Genomic DNA, 16123 nt, shown 5'->3' with positions numbered 1-16123 from the left:
AGGACAACCTGACCTGCTGAGCCGCAGATAGATGGACCGATCGCGAATCGACCCCCTCGCGCGCGATCGACCCCGCGGTCGACCCGCGCCCGGCCGCCACCGGGCGCGGGTCGATCGCTTCTATCGCCTTTCCTCGCCGGGGACGTAGAGGCGGATGTCGTCGACGTACGCCGAGCCCTCGTAGTAGTTCAGGTGCGGGTCGCCGATGATGAACGAATCGGGATAGGCGGAGCCCTTGGGCCAGCTGTGCTCGGTCGTGTACGTCCCGGCGGGGCCGGTGTGCTTCAGCGTCCGCTCGAATCGGCCGTCGTATTCGCCCGGCGTCTGGTTGTAGTGCCAGATCGGACGGCCGTCCTCGACGAAATCGTGGTGGACGCGGAGCGTCGTCTGCCCCGTGTTGAGGAATGGGCCGCTCATTTCGAGTGTGTATCCCGTGCGGTCGCGTTCGATGGCGAACCTGTAGGACGCCTTCGGCAGCAGTTCCGGCCGCAGTTCGGCGCTGGTGAGGTGCTGGCGGAACTTGCCGCCCGGGCCGTACGGCTGGTCCATGGAGACGTTCCCGCAGGCAGTCTTGATGTAGTACTCGTTGCTGATGTTGTTGTTCGCCGCCTCGCGGAATTTGTCGCCGCGGACGAACAGCGCGTTGACGCCGTTGAAGGTGCCGTCGAACGTGCGGTAGATCTTCCTGGTCTTCGGGTTGCAGGTCCCGGCGTCCTTCCAGCGCTGGTCGTCGCTGTAGTAGCCGTCCATGATGACCTTGCGCCGGTAGTGGATGCCGGGGTTGCCGTGCGGCGCCGGGTTCCTGTAGTCGAGGATCGTCAGGTAGTAGAACCCGTTCTCTCTCGTCACGTCCGGATAGTCGCAGCGGGACTTGCCGGGCAGCGCGCCCTGGAACGTCCACGGGTACCGGGTCTTGCAGGGCTCGCGGGTGTAGCCGTTGTGCTTGCTGTCGTAGTCGAAGGTGCCGCCGCGCTCGCCGCCGAAGTCGATGCCGCGCAGCGTCATCTCCACGCGGTAGCGCGGCGGGAGCGGGCGCGTGGGCCGGATGAGGACCCCGGCGTCCCAGCTCGGCTCGGAGATCCGCGCGGCCCGCTGCCCGCCGGGCAGGGACGCGGTCGACAGGCCTGGACGCGAGTCGGGACGGCCGTCGCGGTCCTTGTCGACGGCGGCGACCTCGGCGGTCAGCCAGCCCTCGCGGCCGAACGCGACGCGCTTGCGGAACACGTTCAGGGTGGCGAGCTGCCGCGCGAACAGCGGTCCGCTGATCTTCTTCCAGGCGTCGCCGTCGTCGTCGAACGCGTCGACGTGCCACGGGCTGCCGGGACCCTGCGGGTCGATCCGCCACGGGGACTCGTCGACCTTCAGCGGCCGGTCGAAGCCCTCATGATCCAGTAGAACCCAGCGTCCCCGCCCGGCGGCGCCGGACGCGTCCCGCGCGCCGCCCGGCCAGGCCCCCGGGACGACCGCCGGCGGGACGACAGCCGCCGCCGTCGCTCCCGCGGCCGCCAGGGTGAGCTTCCACGATCTCCTCAAGACGAGCCCCCTCTCTCGCGGGGACCCTACGGTCGCCGGGGCCCGCGCCCGGGGGCGCTACACGGGCGCTTGCCCGCCCCTTTGCCCACCCCTTGCCCGGCTCGGGGATCTCTCTTGCAATAAAGTTGCATTTGCGGGATGGATGCACCAAGTGTGCCGTTTGTGAAGGGGTGATGTGCGGCGTGCCGAGCGGTACTACGCGGCGTGGGTTTCTCGGGCTGACGGGAGCGGCCGGGGCCGTCCTGCTGGGCGCGTGCTCGTCCGGCGGGACGGGGCCGGACGCGCCGCGCAAGGGCGGCACGCTGCGGGCGGTGTTCCCCGGCGCCGGCGCCAAGGAGACCATGGATCCGCACGCCCAGCGCCAGTTCGTCGACATCGCCCGGCACAAGGCGGTCTTCGACAAGCTCGTCGACCTCGGCCCCACCCTGCGGCCGGTGCCGCGCCTCGCGCAGCGCTGGGAGACCAACGACGACGCGACCGTCTGGCGGTTCCACCTGCGCGCCGCGACGTTCCATGACGGCCATGCGCTGGACGCCGACGACGTCCTCTACAGCCTCGCCCGCATCCTCGACCCGAAGGGCGTCGACCGCAGGGCGCGGGCCTCGCTGGCGAGCATCGACCTGAGGAGGTCGCGGGCCGCCGGAAAGCAGGTCGTGGAGATCGTGCTGACGCGGCCGAACGCCGAACTGCCGTCGCTGCTGGCCATGACCGGCACCGCCGTGGTGCGGCGCGGGTACGCGGACCCGTCGAAGCCGGTCGGCACTGGACCGTTCCGATTCCAGTCGTTCACGGCCGGCCGGTCGTTCGCCGCCCGCCGGTTCGACGACCACTGGGAGGGCGCGGCGCACCTGGACGAGCTCCGCATCCTGTCCGCCGAGACGGAGGCGCGGGCCAACGCCGTCCAGGCCGGGGAGGTCGAGTACGCGCACGAGATGACGCCCACGTTCGCCCGCGTCGTCAAGGCGGACCGGAAGGTGCGGATCATCGCCGCGCCCCGCAGCGGCGCCGAGGGCATCGTGATGAAGACCGACCGGCCGCCGTTCGACGACCCGGACGCGGCCATGGCCGTCAAGCTCCTCGCCGACCGTGCCCGCCTGGTGGAGGTCGTCTTCGGCGGACGCGGCGCCGTCGGCAACGACATGTACGGCAAGGGCTTCGCGTACTACCCCGGGAACGTGCCACAGCGCGAACGGGACGTCGACGAGGCCCACGCCCTCCTCCGCAAGACGGGCCTGCTCAACAAGGAGGTCGACTTCTACACGTCCACGGCCGCGAACGGCTTCGTGGACGCGGCGCACCTGTTCGCCGAGCAGGCGGGCGAGGCCGGGCTGCGCGTCAAGGTCGTCACCGGCCCGCCGGAGAGCTACTACACCGACCAGCTCAAGACGGGTCTGCTGGGCAGCCACCGCTGCGGGGCCATGCCGATTCCGACCTACATCAGCGACCGGCTCCTCACCGGCTCCCCGCAGAATGCCAGCGCCTGGGAGCGCGCGGACTTCGACAAGCAGTTCCGCCAGGCCCAGTCGATCGTGGACGAAGACCAGCGCACGCAGCGCTACGGCGTCCTCCAGCGGCGCATCCACGACGAAGGCGGCCTGCTGATCTGGGGGCATCCCGACTGGCTGAACGCGGTGTCCACGCGGGTGCACGGGGTGAAGGCCGCCCAGCCCAACACCGTCGACTGGGCCCGGTTCGACAACGTGTGGCTGGCCTGAGCGGTGCTGCGTCATGCTTTGCGGCGGGTGTTGCTGGCTGTTGTCCAGCTTGCGTGCCTCGCCGTCCTGATCTTCCTGCTGACCTCGCTGCTGCCGGGCGACGCCGCCGAGGTCCAGTTCAACGAGCAGGCGGGGCTCGGGGAGGTCGCCCAGCTGCGCGAGCAGCTCGGCCTCGACCGTCCGCCGGCCGAGCGGTTCGCCGACTGGGCGGGCGCGCTGCTGTCCGGCGACCTCGGCACGTCGCTGGTCGGCGGGACGCCGGTCAGCGAGATCGTCACCGGCTCGCTCACCGCGACCGTGGTGCTCGCCGCCGTCACGGCCGCGCTGCTGGTGCCGCTGGCGATGCTGCTCGGCCTGGCGATGGGGCTGCGCGCCGGCGGACGCCTCGACCGGACGATCACCGCCGTGACGCTCGCCCTCAACTCCATTCCGGACTTCGTCCTCGCGCTGGCGCTGGTCGCGGTGTTCTCGCTGAAGCTGGGGTGGCTGCCGTCCACCTGGCTGGGGGCGGAGGGCGGGCAGCTGCTGAGTCGGCCCGTCCTGCTGGTGCTGCCGGTCGCGGTGCTGCTCGCCCGGACGATCTGCACGCTGTCCAGGCAGATCCGGGCGGGCACGATCGCGGCGCTGGAGGCGGGCTACACCGTCCAGGCGCGTCGGCTCGGCGTGCCGCGCACGCGGCTGGTGCTGCGGCACGTGCTGCCGAACGCCGCCGTCCCCGGGGTCCAGGAGCTGGCGCGGACGGGCGACCAGCTCCTCGGCGGGGTGCTGATCGTCGAGGCGGTCTTCGCGATCCCCGGCACCGCCACGGCGCTGATCGAGGCGGTGCAGAGCCGCGACGTGCCGACCGTCCAGGCGCTGACGCTGCTGCTGGCGGCGGTGGCGCTGACGCTCAACATCGCCGCCGACCTCGTCAGCGAACGCCTCGCGCCCCGCGCGGAGGTCCTGCGATGACCCGCCGCCTCCCGGCGATGCCCCGCCGGTTCTCGACGATGACGCTGGTGGCGGCGCTGCTGCTGGCGGTGCCCGTCCTCGTCGCCGTCCTCGGGCCCCTCCTCGCCCCGGCGATCACCCCGGACGACGGCGCCCCCTACATCAGGGGCGACGGCCACCCGCTCGGCACCGACGGCACCGGACGCGACGTCCTCGGCCTGCTGCTCCGCGGCGGACCCAGCGCGCTCGGCGTCGCCTGCTGCGCGGTCGCGCTCGCCTACGTCCTCGGCGGGACGCTCGGGCTCGCCGCCGCCACGACCCGCCGCCGCTGGCTGGACGAGCTGGCGATGCGGCCGGTGGAGCTGATCCTGCCCGTCCCTTCGCTGCTGATCATCAGCGTGGTCGGGGTCGGGTGGCGCGGACGTCCGGAGGCCGTCGCGCTCGCGGTCGCGGCGATCAACGTCCCGGCGGTGGCGCGGCTGGTGCGGGCGGCGGCGCTGGACGCCGCCAGCGGCCCCGTCGCCGAGGCGATGCGGATGCAGGGCGAGTCGCGCGCCCGCGTCCTGTTCGGCCACGTCGGACGGGCCGTCCTGCCCGTCGCCGCCGCCGACGCCGGAACCCGCGTCTCGCTCGCCGTCTTCACCGTCGCCGCCGCCAACTTCCTCGGCCTCGGCCTGGACCCGAACTCGCCCGACTGGGGCGTCACCATCGCCGCCGGCCGCGAGGCCCTGCTCATCCAGCCGTGGGCGGTGTGCGCGCCCGCCGCGATGCTCGTCATGTTCACCGTCGGCCTCAACCTCCTGGCCGACCGCCTCGTCGCCCCCCAGAAAGGCAGGGCCCGATGATCGAGGTCAGGGGACTGATGGCGCGGGCCGGGGCGGTCGAGTTGGTGCGCGGGGTTGATCTCGGGGTGCGGGGCGGGGGTGTGACCGCGCTGGTCGGGCCGTCCGGCAGCGGCAAGACGACCACCGCGCTCGCGCTTCTCGGCGAGTCCGCGCCGGGCGTCGAGCTGCGCGGTTCGGTCAAGGTCGCGGGCGTGCCCGTGGTGGACGAGCGCGGCGTCACGCTCGAGGCCGCCCGCCTGCGCGGCGGGACGATCGCCTACCTGCCGCAGCATCCGGGCAGCGCCCTCAACCCCGCCCGCCGCACCGGCGCCGTCATCAAGGAGCTGGCGCGGCTGCACGGAGCCACGACCGTCACCGACGCGGTCACCAAGGCGCAACTGTCGCCGGAGAGATCCGTGCTGCGCCGATTCCCGCACCAGTTCTCCGGTGGGCAGCGGCAGCGCGTCGCCCTCGCGCAGGTCCTGGCCTGCGGGCCCGAAGCGCTCATCCTCGACGAGCCCAGCACGGGCCTGGACACCGTGACCCGCATGCGACTCGTCCAGGAACTCGCCGCGCTGGCCGCCGACGGGATGGCGCTCCTGCTGCTGAGCCACGACCACGACATTGTCAGGGCCCTGGCCGACCATGTCGTCATGCTGGACGACGGCCGCGTCACCGCCCAGGGCACGCCCCAGGACGTCCTGCCCGCCCCGGCCGCCCCGGCGCCCCGCCGCAAGCCCGCGCCCGCCGCGCCGCCACGCCTGGAACTCCGGAACCTGACCGCCTGGCTGCGCGCCGGAGGACGCGGCGAAGTCCTGCACGACGTGTCCCTGTCCCTCCTTCCGGGCGGTTGCCTGGGCATCGCCGGGCCTTCGGGCGGAGGCAAGACCACCCTGGCCCGATGCGTGGCGGGCCTCCACGAACGGCATCGCGGAAGGATCCTCCTCGACGGGACGGCGCTCCCGCCGCTCCGCCGCCGCGACCGTACTCAGACGCGCCGCGTCCAGTACGTGTGGCAGGAGGTCCGCGGCTCGTTCGACGAGCGCCGCACCGTGCTCGACCAGGTGGCCCGCACCGCCGTCAGGCTCCGCGGAACGTCCCCGGAGAACGCCGCCGCGGAGGCCGCCGATCTCCTCGCCCGGCTGGGCGTCGCCCCGGACACCGCCCGCCGCCCCCCGGCGGCGCTGTCCGGCGGGGAGCTCCAGCGCGCCGCGTTCGTCCGGGCCGCGCTGGCCCGTCCCGACGTCCTGGTCTGCGACGAGATCACCACCGCGCTCGAAGACGCCGCCACCGGCCGCGTCCTGGACGAGATCGCACGCCTGCGCGCGGACGGGACGTCCGTCCTGTGGATCGGCCACGACCTGGCATTGCTGGCCAGAGTCGCGGACGAGCTGGCCGTCCTCGACGGAGGCCGCGTCGTCGAGCACGGCGACCTCGGCCGCGTCCTCGAAGCACCCGAGTCCGACACGACCCGCCTGCTGATCCGGGCGGCGCGACCAGAGAAGGAGTGACCCATGACGGAGACCGCCGCCTGGCAGGCCTGGCAGGACAGCTGGGACCGCCAGCAGGAGTGGTACATGCCCGACCGCGAGGAGCGCTTCCGCGTCATGCTCGACACGGTCGAGGCCCTCGCCGGGCCGGAGCCGGTCGTCCTCGACCTCGCGTGCGGGACGGGCACCATCACCGACCGGCTGCTGAAGCGCTTCCCCAAGGCCCGCGCCACCGGCGTCGACATCGACCCGGCCCTGCTCGCCATCGCCCGCGGCCATTTCGCCGGCGACGACCGGGTGGAGCTGGTGACGGCCGATCTGACCGACTCGTCCTGGCGGGACGCACTGCCGCACCGCTCGTACGACGCCGTCCTCACCGCCACCGCCCTGCACTGGCTGGACACCGAACCGCTCCGCGTCCTGTACGGGGACGTCCACGGCGTGCTCATGGACGGCGGCGTCTTCCTGAACGCCGACCACATGACCGACGAGTCCGCGCCACGCCTCAACGCGGCGGCCGAGGCGTTCCACGCCGCCCGCCAGGAACGCGAGCAGGCCGCGGGCGCCCTCGACTGGCCGAACTGGTGGACGAAACTCGCCGCCGACCCCGTCCTCGCCGAGCCTGCCCGCCGCCGGTTCGAGATGCTCGGCGACCCCCGCAGCCCGGACGGCGCGCACCGGGCCGACCGTCCGACCACCACCCGGTGGCACCTGGACGCCCTCCGCGAACAGGGCTTCGCGGAGGCCCGCCAAGTCTGGTGCTCCCACAGCGACGCCTTGATCGCCGCCCTGCGCTGACCAGTGCGGGCGGGTCAGCCGGTGGCGGGGCTTGGTGCGGGGCGGCGTGGGGCGCTGACGGCCAGGTAGAGCAGCACCATGCCCGCGATCTGAGCGAGGTGGTAGACGGACGTCGGGTCCAGCGCGACGCGCCCGGTGACGTCCGGGTCGAGCGCCTTGGTCCCGGCGGCCGCGCCGCTCGCCGCCAGCGCGACGATCATCGGACCGGCCATCGGGTTGCGCCGCCGCGCCGCCACCCCCCACAGGATCAGGATGCTGATCATCGTCAGGCTCTCGCAGGCCAGCAGCGCGGCGACGCCCGCGTGCCCGGTGACCGCGAGACAGGCGTAGGCGATGATCCCGATCGAGCGCAACAGCCAGAACGTCCGGTGGTGGCGCGGGCCGAGAACCTCCGCGACGGTGGCGGCCAGCAGGTACGACACCGCGATGACGACCATGGCGCTGATGACGGCCCAGCTCGGCGCGTCCCATCGGTCCGAGTACTTCACGAAGCCGTGGTGGACGAACCCCGCCAGCGCCGCGAACCCCGCCCACCAGAACGACGTGCGCCAGTGCCGGTTGGCGAGCGGCGCGCGCCCCAGCCGGACGGCGAGCGCCAGCACGACCAGTCCGAGCGCGAGATCGCTCAGCGCGGGCGCGGGTTCGGCGAGCATACCTGCACGGTACCGGGCAAATTACTCACTAAGCGTGGCGGCCTCGCGTATAGCATGAACGGTGACCTCGTCAGGGGGACGCACCGTTGGGGAGCGGAGCGTCCACCCGTCCCCACGCCCGCGCCGCCGTGGAGTTTCCGCCATGAGCTCTCCCGCACACTCCCACCGGAGGGTCCACAGAGCGATCACCTGCGTCGACATCGAGAAGTTCGGCCGCTCCGTGCTCAACGACTCGCAGCGGGCCGACATGCGCGAGGGCCTCTACGCGCTGCTGGAGCGGTCCTTCGGCAGGGCGGGGATCGGCCCGGGGGACCGCTACCACGAGGACCGCGGGGACGGGGCGTTCTTCCTCGTCCCGACGGAGGGCCCGCAGTCCCGGCTGGTCGAGCCGCTGCCCTTCCATCTGGCCAGCGAGCTGCGCCGCTACAACCAGGGCGCGGACGCCGACACCCGCCTCCGGCTCCGCGTCGCGCTGCACGCCGGGTACGTCCACCACGATCCGAACGGCGTCGTCGGCACGGCGGTCAACGAGGCGTTCCGGCTCCTGGACGCCCCCGAGCTGAAGCGCGCGCTGCGCGACGCGTCCTGCGACCTGGCGTTCATCGCCTCGGCGCAGTTCCACCGGGACGTCATCAGATCGCGCGGCGCCCCCGGCCCCGACGTCGACCTCAGCGTCCGGGTCACCCTCAAGGAACCGCACGTCGAGGGGCTGATCTGCGCGTTCACCGAGCAGACCCGCGCGGGCCTGGAGTACCGCGAGGGGCTGGCCCGGATCCGGGACGCCCTCGCGTCCGCCGACGCGACGCTGCGGAAGGCCCGCGAGGTCCGGGCGGAGACCGTGGCGAAGGTGTCCTCTCCGGTCCCTGACGTCTCCGACCCCGCGGCCGGCCTGCGGGAACGCCTCGCGGCGCTCGACGAGCCCCGCGCCGCCCACCGGTGGCGGCGCCTCGTCACCGGGGTGCGGCAGCTCGAACGGGCCGCCGTCGCCGCCGTGGACCAGGCCGCGGCGGCGCTCGCCGTCGTCCAGGAGCCCCTCGACGTGCGGGAGGAGCTCCGCGGCCGCCTGGCGTCGCTGCAGGTGATGGCGCGCGACCTCGGACGCGCCGAGGACCCGCGCCTCGACGACCGGTACCAGGAGGCCCACGACCTGCTCTGGACGGCACCCTCCGATCTGGAGGCCGCCGAGTCGGCTGTGCTGCGCTACCTGCAGGCGATCCAGGAGGGATAGCCCATGAGGGAGTGCACGCATTGCCACGAGGGCGTCATCGGGCCCGCCGGTTTCTGCAACCGCTGCGGCATGGCGCCACCGCCACCGGAATCGTCGTTACCCCCGGCGCCGCCCGCGCCCCCAGAATCGCCCGCGCCGCCTGCTGCGTCGACGGCCGCGATGCCCACGGAAAGCGCCCCCGCAGACTCGCCGCCGGACGGTGAGCACCGGGACAGGCGGTCTTCGGCGAGGCGGGCCGCCACCGCGCCGTGGCCCGAACCGCCGATGCAGACCTCGTCCAGGCGCCTCACGCCCTACGGCCTGCTCGACATGGCCGGGGTTCCGTCCGTGGAGTACCGCGACCCCGAGTCGGCCGTCCTGCAGGACGCGGCCGTCGGCGAGCCCGCGCCGACGCTCCGTCCCGGCGACATGGTCGGCGGCCAGTACCAGGTGCAGGGCTGCCTGGCGCACGGCGGCCAGGGCCGCATCTATCTCGCGCACGACAACAACGTCGGCCACTGGGTGGTGCTGAAGGGCCTCCTCGACGCCGCGGGCGCGGACGTGTCCGACGTGCCGGAGTCGGAGCGGGCCGCGCTCGCCGCGGTCAGCCACCCCAACATCGTCAAGATCCACAACTTCGTCCGGCACCCCGCCGGGACGCCCGGCGCGCAGCGCTACATCGTGATGGAGTACGTCGGCGGCCGGACGCTCCAGGAGCTGCTGCACGACCGGCGGCGCGCCGAGGGCCCGCACGCCGTGCTGCCCGTCGACCACGTCATCGCCTACGGGATCGAGATCCTCTGGGCGCTGGACTACCTGCACGCCCGCCGCATCCTCTACTGCGACCTCAAGCCCGCCAACGTCATGCAGTGCGAGCAGCGGATCACGCTCATCGACCTCGGCGCGACCTGGCGGATCGACGGCGCCGCGGCGGACGCGCCGATCTACAGCACGCACGGCTTCGGGGCGCCCGAGCTGGCCGAGCGCAAGCCGTCGGTCAGCTCCGACCTCTACACGGTCGGCCGGACGATGGCGGTGCTGAGCTTCGACTTCGACTACACCGGCGAGTTCGAGACCGGGCTGCCCGAGCGCGACGAGGTGCCGGTGCTGCGCCGGTTCGACTCCTACGACCGGCTGCTGCGCCGCGCCACCCACCCGGACCCCGGACGCCGGTTCACCGACGCGGCGGAGATGGCGGAGCAGCTGTTCGGCGTCCTGCGGGAGGTCATGTCCGCGCCGCGCAACGCCGATCCGTGGCCGGTGCCGTCCACGCTGTTCGGACGGGAGCGGGTCGCCGTCGGCACCGAGATCGACCACGCGTCCGGCGGGCCGGTGCTCGGCGCCCTCACCCCGGACGCGGCCGCGGCGGCGCTCCCGGTCCCGGTGATGGCCGAGCCCGACGAGGCCGCAGGTCTCGTGGACCTGTCGGCGCGGCCGCCCGGCGAGATCGTCGCGACGCTGACCGCCAGGGCCCGGCGGCAGTCCCCCGCCCCGGAGGAGCGGCTGTTGCTGATCCAGGCCCAGCTGGATCTCGGCGACCGGGCCGAGGCCGACCGGCTGCTCCGCGAGCATCCGCCCTCGGATCACGACGTCGACTGGCGGGTCCTGTGGTACCGGGGCGTCAGCGCGCTGCTGGCGGGCGAGTACGCGGCGGCGCGGCGGCTGTTCGACGGCCTGTACGACCGGATGCCGGGCGAGGCGGCGCCCAAGCTGGCGCTCGCGTTCTGCTGCGAGGCCTCGCACGACATGGACGCGGCGGCCCGCCGCTACGAGAGCGTCTGGCGGACCGACCGCGGCTACCTCAGCGCCGCGTTCGGGCTGGCCCGCGTCCGGCTGGCGCTGGCCGACCGGGGCGGCGCCGTGGACGCCCTGGACGAGGTCCCGTCGCTGTCCAGGCACTACGGCGCGGCGCAGCTGGCCGCGATGGCCGCCACGCTGCGCGGCCGTCCGTCCGTCCAGCTGTCCAAGGAGCACCTGCGGAGGGCGGCGGAGCGGCTCGACCACGCGCGGGTCGACGGCGAGCGGCGCCGTCAGCTCGTCGCCGAGGTGCTGGAGGCCGCGCTGGGCTGGGCGGAGGCGGCCGGGGAGGAGCACCCGGACACCACGCTGATCGACGCGCCGCTCACCCGCGACGGGCTGCGAAGGGAGCTGGAGAAGACCTACCGCGCCCTCGCCCACGTCGCCGACGGGAGGGACGCGCGGCACGCGCTGGTGAACAAGGCCAACGCGGTCCGCCCGAGGACGTTCTTCGGCCCTTGACCCCGACCCCCGACCCGGCACCCCCGACCCCGGCCCGCGGCAAGCTCCGCGACCGGTCCCGAGACCCTGGCCCCAAGATGTCCGCGACCGCCTCCATCGAGCAGGAAGGTGACCGATGAGCGCCCGCCCCGACTTCGCGGTCAAGATCTACCAGAACCCGTACCTCCCGGTGGACGGCACGCAGGTCCACGCCATCGTGCGGGTCGAGGCCAGGACCGGCTCCCCGGCCCTGGGCGCGGCGGAGGTCATCATCGTCGACACGTCGGCGTCCATGGCGGGCGAGCGGCTGGTCGAGGCCAAGCGCGCCGCGAAGGCGGCCGTGGACGCGCTGCGCGAGAACGTCGACTTCGCCGTCGTCGCCGGGTCCCGCGAGGCCGTCATGGTCTACCCGGACGGCGTGCGGCTGGCCCCCGCCGACGACCGCGGCAAGGCCGCCGCCAAGGACGCGATCTCCACGCTGTCCGCCAGGGGCGGCACCCGGATCGGCCGGTGGCTGGCGCTCGCCGGCGACTTGTTCGACGCCTCGCCGCACGCCGTCCGGCACGCCGTCCTGCTGACCGACGGCCAGAACGAGCACGAGAGCCGCGACGAGCTCGACGCCGTCCTGACCCGCTGCACGGGCCGGTTCGTCTGCGACTGCCGCGGCGTCGGCGCCGGCTGGGACCCCGCCGAGCTGCGGGAGGTGGCCGTCCGGCTGCTGGGCCGCTTCAAGATGGTCGCCGATCCGCGGCACCTCACGGCCGACTTCACGGAGATGATCGGGCAGACCATGGGCAAGGCGGTCGCCGACGTGGCCCTGCGCGTCTGGACGCCGCACGGTGCCGCGGTGCGGTTCGCCAAGGAGGTGCACCCGGGGCGGCGCGACCTGACCGGCAAGCGGATCGAGCGGGAGCCGTCCGTCAAGGGGACGGCCGCAGGCGACTACCCCACCGGCATCTGGGGGACGGAGAAGCGCGACTACCACCTGTGCGTCACCGTGCCGCCCCGCGAGCCGGGGATGAAGATGCACGCCGCGCAGGTGTCGGTGGTGCTGCCGGGCTCCGGCGACCCGCCCGACCCGCCGGAGGAGACCCTGGCCGAGGGCATGGTCCTCGCCGAATGGACGGACGACAGGGCGCGCCCGACCGGCCGCCACCCGTCGGTCGAGCACTACTCCAGGCAGGAGGAGCTCGCCGACTCCGTCAGCCAGGGGCTGCGGGCCTACAAGAAGGGCGACGACGAGGCCGCGGGCGGCGAGCTCCGGCGGGCGCACGAGCTGGCCGAGCGGAACGGCGACACGGGGACGTCCAGGCGGCTCGCGCGGATCGTCGTCCCGGACACGGGCGAGATCCGGCCGCGCGAGGAGGTCGACGCCGCCGACATCCTCGCCCTGGACACCGATTCGAGCGAGACGGCGCGGCGGCCGCGCGGGGACGAGGACTGACGTGGCCCGCGGACTGTTCAGGCTCCATACCGTCCCGCGGCGCGTCCAGGCGCTGGCGGCGCTCGTCCTGCTGGCGCTGGTCGTGCTGTTCACCGTCACCGGCGTGGCGCTCTGGGACGCGCGGTCGGCGCTGCGCGCCATCGGGCACGACGAGGGGCCGATGGTCGTCGCGACCAACGACGTCTACCTGGCCCTCAGCGACATGGACGCCCAGGTCACCAACGTGCTGCTGACCGGCGCCGAGCGGGACTGGCTCTGCGACGTCGAGCAGGACGACCACAAGGACGAGGCCCAGAACGAGACCCCGAACGGCACCCGCGGCGGGGCCCCGGGCAAAACCCGCGACGGCGCGCGGGACGGCGGCCCGCCGTGCGAGCGGAGCCAGTCGCGCTACTTCTACGACATCCGCCGCGAGGACGCCCAGCGGGCGGCGCTGCAGGCGGCGCGGCTCGCCGAGGACGACCCGGTGCGGCAGCGGACCGTCCAGTCCGTGCTGGACGGGCTGCACCTGTACGACGAGCGCGTCCAGGCGGCGATGGAACGCGGCGGCGAGGCCCGGCACGCGTTCGGGCTCCTCCCGGAGGACGCGGCGGGCGAGTACCGCGCCGCCACCAGGATCATGACCGAGGAACTGCTGCCGAAGGCCGGCAACCTCACGCTGGGCGGCGCGGCGGACGTGGAGGCGTCCTACGGGAACCCGCTCTCCCGGATGGAGACCGGCCGGATCTGGGTGCTGGCGCTCGGCCTGGCGGTGCTCGCGGCGCTGGCGGGCCTGCAGATCTACCTCGCCAAACGCTTCCGGCGGGTGATCAGCCTGTTCCTGGTCGCGGCCGCTGTGGGCACGGCGGCGCTGACCGCGGCGGCCGCGTCGCTGCTGGCCACCGAGGCGGACTACCTGCGGATGGCCAAGGAGGACGGCTTCGACCCCGTCCTCAGGCTGTCGCGGACGCGGGCGACCGCCAAGAGCCTGGACGCCGACCGCACCCGCGCCCTCCTCGACCCGTCCGGCGCCGACCGGTACGACCAGACCTATTTCGAGAAGGCCCAGGCGATGCTGTACATCGCGGAGGCGAACGATCTCGGCGCCTACTACGCCATGCTCGACGAGCGGTTCGAACGGCACGGCGACGACGGGCGGCGGCAGCGCTCCTTCGAGGGCTTCTTCGGCGTCGAGGCGGCGGAGGCGGCCGTGCGGGGGGATCGGGGGCCCGTCCAGACGCTGCTGGCGCGGTACCGCGCCTACCAGCAGAACGACCGCCGCGTCCGCGTCCTCGCGCGGGGCGGCGAGCTGGAGGGCGCCGCCAGGGCGCACGTCGACCCGCGATGGCACTACCTGACACACCCCAGTTTCCGGGAGCAGGACGACGCGCTCGACGCGCGGGTCGTCCGCCACCAGGTCGTCGTGAACCGCATGGTGCGGGACGGGGAGGGGGCGCTGCGGCCCTGGGCGTGGGTGCTGCCCGTGTCCGCCCTGGCCATCGCCGCGCTGGTGGTCGGCGGCGTCTGGCCGCGGCTGGCGGAGTACCGCTGATGGAGGGAGCGACCGTGCGCGCACTCAGGAACGCCGTGGTGGTGATCGTGGCGGTGCTCGTCGCCGGCGCGGCGCTGGCCGTGTACCGCGCCGGCGGCGACGCGGACCCGGCGTCGATCGTCGGCAAGCGGAAGCTGCGGATCGGGGTCAAGGCCGACCAGCCGCGGCTGGGCCTGCGGATGACGGACGGCAAGATCAGGGGCTTCGACGTCGACGTGGCCACCTACCTCGCGGGCCGGCTCCACGTCGCCGCCGACGACATCACCTGGGTCGGGCTGACCTCGGACGGCCGGGAGAAGGCCCTGAGCGACGGCACCGTCGACATGGTCGTCGCCACCTATTCGATCACCCCGAAGCGCAAGAAGGAGGTCACCTTCGGCGGGCCGTACTACGTGACGCACCAGGACATCCTCGTCCGCACCGCCGACAAGAAGTCGATCAAGAACGTGAGCGATCTGGCGGGCCGGCGGCTGTGCCAGGCGGCCGGGTCGAACTCGTGGCGGCGGGTGACGCAGGAGCGCCAGGTGCGCGCGACGCTGGTGCCGGCGAACTCCTACAGCGAGTGCGTCGCCGACCTCGTCAAGGGCCGGGTGGACGCCGTCTCGACCGACGACCTGATCCTCGCCGGGTTCGCGGCCTCGACGGTCGGCACGGGCACCACGATGGTCGGGGCGCCGTTCACCAACGAGAAGTACGGGGTCGGGCTCAGGAAGGGCGATGTGGCGGGCTGCCGGGCCGTCAACCGGCACCTGACCGAGATGTACCAGAACGGCACCGCGAAGACCCTGCTCAGCGAGTGGTTCGGGTCGGTGGACTTCGCCGTCGCGACCGGGGTCCCGGAGTTCGAGGGCTGCGCCTGACCCCGGGAAGGCTGAACCTCCGTGCGGCCCCTGGAAACGCCGTACGGCGGGCGCCCCCGAGGGGACGCCCGCCGCACGGTCGACGGAGCGGGTCAGGCGGGAACGATGTTCTCCGCCTGGAGGCCCTTCTGGCCCTGGGTGACGTCGAACGACACCTTCTGGCCCTCCTGGAGCTCGCGGAAGCCCTGCGCCGCGATGTTGGTGTAGTGGGCGAAGACGTCGGCGCCGCCGCCGTCCTGCTCGATGAAGCCGAAGCCCTTTTCGGCGTTGAACCACTTGACCGTGCCGGTGGCCATGGTCATCTCCTCTGGTCGGTCAAGGCCGCACACCCTGTGCGACCGAGAACGCCGCGATGGCCCATCCGGAAGATCCAGAACAACAAAAATGCGCCCTAGGTTCAGATCCTACAGGCGCACGAACATGTCTATGGGAACCGCAACTACTCGCACGGTACCACACGATTCCGGTGCCCGGACGGAGCCCCTGATCACCGCCTGTCCGGTACGACCATGAATTCCGTTTCGGGTGCGGGGGAGTTCCCCGGACCGCGCTGTTGGGAGCATAATGCGGTAATGAAGCGCTCCGGACCCGCCAGGCGGCGACATCTTCCCACCAGCCCCTTCAAACCCCCGCCCGCTGCCCCACCCGCCAAGGAGTTCGCACTCCAGGACCAGGTCACCCACGACAAGTACGGGCTCGGGCGCATCCTGGAGGTGGAGCCGGGACGCGCCGTCCTGGTCGACTTCGGGACGCGCCGGGTCAGGATTCTCGCCCCGTACGAGAAACTCTTCAAGCTCTGAAACCCCTGCCGCGCACGCGCTGAGCGCGTCATCGAACGGCCAGGTGGCGTTCATTTTCGTAAAAATCGGTGCCGGCTCAGTCGCGCCGTAGAAAAGCATC

General features: G+C 73.1%; 14 protein-coding genes. 11 read left to right on the top strand and 3 right to left on the bottom strand.

The genetic code is table 11. From position 1 onward, the window contains the following. Window positions 1-120: 120 nt before the first annotated feature. A complete protein-coding gene (locus ACH34T_RS06375) occupies window positions 121-1533 on the bottom strand; it encodes a hypothetical protein (protein WP_395991027.1) in 1413 nt (470 codons plus the stop codon). Between the two features lie 182 nt (window positions 1534-1715). Between ACH34T_RS06375 and ACH34T_RS06370 the strand changes: the two genes are divergently transcribed. From ACH34T_RS06370 to ACH34T_RS06350, 5 genes are read left to right on the top strand one after another with little or no spacing between them, the layout of a single operon-like run. After that, entirely contained in the window at window positions 1716-3248 is a 1533-nt protein-coding gene (locus tag ACH34T_RS06370; protein WP_395991026.1) for an ABC transporter substrate-binding protein, read from the top strand. Between the two features lie 3 nt (window positions 3249-3251). Continuing rightward, window positions 3252-4199, top strand: coding sequence for an ABC transporter permease (locus tag ACH34T_RS06365; RefSeq protein WP_395991025.1), 948 nt, complete (start codon window positions 3252-3254; stop codon window positions 4197-4199). Next, window positions 4196-5023, top strand: coding sequence for an ABC transporter permease (locus tag ACH34T_RS06360; protein WP_395991024.1), 828 nt, complete (start codon window positions 4196-4198; stop codon window positions 5021-5023). Before ACH34T_RS06365 ends, ACH34T_RS06360 begins: the two co-directional genes overlap by 4 nt. Next, window positions 5020-6513: an ABC transporter ATP-binding protein gene (locus tag ACH34T_RS06355; protein ID WP_395991023.1), complete on the top strand. Its 1494-nt coding sequence runs from the start codon at window positions 5020-5022 to the stop codon at window positions 6511-6513. Before ACH34T_RS06360 ends, ACH34T_RS06355 begins: the two co-directional genes overlap by 4 nt. Before the next feature lie 3 nt (window positions 6514-6516). After that, complete coding sequence (locus ACH34T_RS06350; RefSeq protein WP_395991022.1) at window positions 6517-7290, top strand: class I SAM-dependent methyltransferase; 774 nt, start codon at window positions 6517-6519, stop codon at window positions 7288-7290. Window positions 7291-7304: 14 nt separating this feature from the next. On the opposite strand, the gene ACH34T_RS06345 is transcribed toward ACH34T_RS06350, so the two are convergent. Next, window positions 7305-7943 carry a DUF6962 family protein gene (locus ACH34T_RS06345; protein WP_395991021.1) on the bottom strand — a complete coding sequence of 213 codons (639 nt, stop codon included), beginning with the start codon at window positions 7941-7943 and terminating at the stop codon, window positions 7305-7307. Between the two features lie 142 nt (window positions 7944-8085). Between ACH34T_RS06345 and ACH34T_RS06340 the strand changes: the two genes are divergently transcribed. From ACH34T_RS06340 to ACH34T_RS06320, 5 genes are all read left to right on the top strand, one after another. Continuing rightward, window positions 8086-9171 carry a hypothetical protein gene (locus ACH34T_RS06340; protein ID WP_395991020.1) on the top strand — a complete coding sequence of 362 codons (1086 nt, stop codon included), beginning with the start codon at window positions 8086-8088 and terminating at the stop codon, window positions 9169-9171. Window positions 9172-9330: 159 nt separating this feature from the next. Beyond that, on the top strand, window positions 9331-11409 hold the full coding sequence (locus ACH34T_RS06335) for a tetratricopeptide repeat protein (RefSeq protein WP_395991019.1): 2079 nt from the start codon (window positions 9331-9333) through the stop codon (window positions 11407-11409). 115 nt (window positions 11410-11524) lie between these two features. Next, window positions 11525-12832: a VWA domain-containing protein gene (locus ACH34T_RS06330; RefSeq protein WP_395991018.1), complete on the top strand. Its 1308-nt coding sequence runs from the start codon at window positions 11525-11527 to the stop codon at window positions 12830-12832. A gap of 1 nt (window position 12833) precedes the next feature. Beyond that, on the top strand, window positions 12834-14363 hold the full coding sequence (locus ACH34T_RS06325) for a hypothetical protein (protein ID WP_395991017.1): 1530 nt from the start codon (window positions 12834-12836) through the stop codon (window positions 14361-14363). A gap of 14 nt (window positions 14364-14377) precedes the next feature. Then, window positions 14378-15223 (top strand): glutamate ABC transporter substrate-binding protein, encoded by an 846-nt coding sequence (locus ACH34T_RS06320; RefSeq protein ID WP_395991016.1) that lies wholly within the window; start codon window positions 14378-14380, stop codon window positions 15221-15223. A gap of 92 nt (window positions 15224-15315) precedes the next feature. Here the strand turns inward: ACH34T_RS06320 and ACH34T_RS06315 are convergent, their stop codons facing one another. Then, the gene (locus ACH34T_RS06315) at window positions 15316-15519 is read right to left on the bottom strand and encodes a cold-shock protein (protein WP_328361559.1); all 204 of its coding nucleotides are present in this window, start codon (window positions 15517-15519) and stop codon (window positions 15316-15318) included. A gap of 276 nt (window positions 15520-15795) precedes the next feature. Here ACH34T_RS06315 and ACH34T_RS06310 point away from each other — a divergent pair, with 276 nt between their 5' ends. After that, window positions 15796-16023 carry a hypothetical protein gene (locus tag ACH34T_RS06310; RefSeq protein WP_395977487.1) on the top strand — a complete coding sequence of 76 codons (228 nt, stop codon included), beginning with the start codon at window positions 15796-15798 and terminating at the stop codon, window positions 16021-16023. Window positions 16024-16123: the final 100 nt, after the last annotated feature.

Source organism: Actinomadura sp. 9N215, from assembly GCF_044326345.1.
Lineage (GTDB): Bacteria > Actinomycetota > Actinomycetes > Streptosporangiales > Streptosporangiaceae > Spirillospora.
The sequence above is the reverse complement of the archived record's forward strand: the minus strand, read 5'-3'. Positions and strand labels throughout refer to the sequence as shown.